Here is a 1206-nt window from a genome sequence, read left to right as displayed (position 1 = left end):
TTGCTGAATAATATCTTTGGAGAGGATGAAATTGAACAATGAATGTTCATATACAGGGGAACGAGCAAATAACTCATTTATTAAATGAATGGTATCAAGAAATTAGGGCTAGGCATGTAGACGCCGCTCAATTACTTAAACAAGAAATTGAAAACAGAATCCATAATATAGAAGAAAATCAAACGATATTATTATACTACTCACTACTAGATTTTAGACATCAATATTTAATTGATAGCTTAAGTATTTCTAAAGATAGCTTTAAACAAAGTGATGCTTACAAAACTCCTACAGACGATTTCCTTTCATACTATTATCACTTCTTTAAAGCCATTCATTCCAATGTTACCGGCAATCATAGCCTTGCAAAAATACATTACGATAAAGCTGAATACCTATTAGAAACAATTCCTGATGAGATTGAACATGCTGAATTCCATTATGAGTTGGCCATTTTCTATTGTCATACGCATAAATCGATTTTATGTATTAATCATGTAATGAAGGCGAAAGATATATTTTCAAAACATCCTGGGTATGAATTGAAAGTTGCCTTCTGTAATAACCTATATGGATTAGCCTGTACTCATTTAAAGGAGTGGGAATTAGCTGAGGAACACTTTATCTCGGCCATGAATACATTCCAAAAAGAAAATTTAGAATACAATATTTTGATTGTTCGTCACAATCTAGGATTTATGTATGCTACACAGAATTTATCCGAGGTAGCATTACGTTATTTATCTGAAGTTAATCAGAAGCTACCTAGCGATTATAAAGCTGTTTTTATTGAAGCTAGGGAATATTATAAATTAGGAGAACATCAAATTGCTCAAGAATTAATAAAAAAAGGCCTGCAGCTTTCTACTCAATTGGGAATTGAAGGCTATATACATCACTTTAAGATTTTAGAAAAAATGAATCTAAATAGTTGTGCTACTGATATAGAAAAAACTGTTTTAGAAGGAATTTCCTATTTTGAACACGAAGAACTATATGAGTATATAAATGAATATACCGAAAAGCTAGCAACCCAATTTTACAAAGAAAATAATCATAAAAAAGCCAGCTATTACTTTTATGAAGCTAGTAAAGCCAGTGAAAAAAACTTTAAAAAAGGAGCATTAAAATGAAAAAATTAGCGGTTAGCTTACTGGGTATCTTAATTGTTGTAACAGTAACTTTTGGATCAAATTCTTCAACAGG

1 protein-coding gene is annotated in these 1206 nt (G+C 30.8%); it reads left to right on the top strand.

Annotated features, from left to right (window positions below; all coding sequences use genetic code 11):
* Window positions 1-38: 38 nt before the first annotated feature.
* A complete protein-coding gene (locus tag ACQGSG_RS29040; RefSeq protein WP_426948759.1) occupies window positions 39-1133 on the top strand; it encodes a tetratricopeptide repeat protein in 1095 nt (364 codons plus the stop codon).
* Window positions 1134-1206 lie beyond the last annotated feature (73 nt).

Origin of the sequence: Bacillus sp. GMa5/1 (assembly GCF_050172015.1) — a bacterium.
GTDB lineage: Bacteria > Bacillota > Bacilli > Bacillales > Bacillaceae_G > Bacillus_A > Bacillus_A cereus.
The sequence above is the reverse complement of the archived record's forward strand: the minus strand, read 5'-3'. Positions and strand labels throughout refer to the sequence as shown.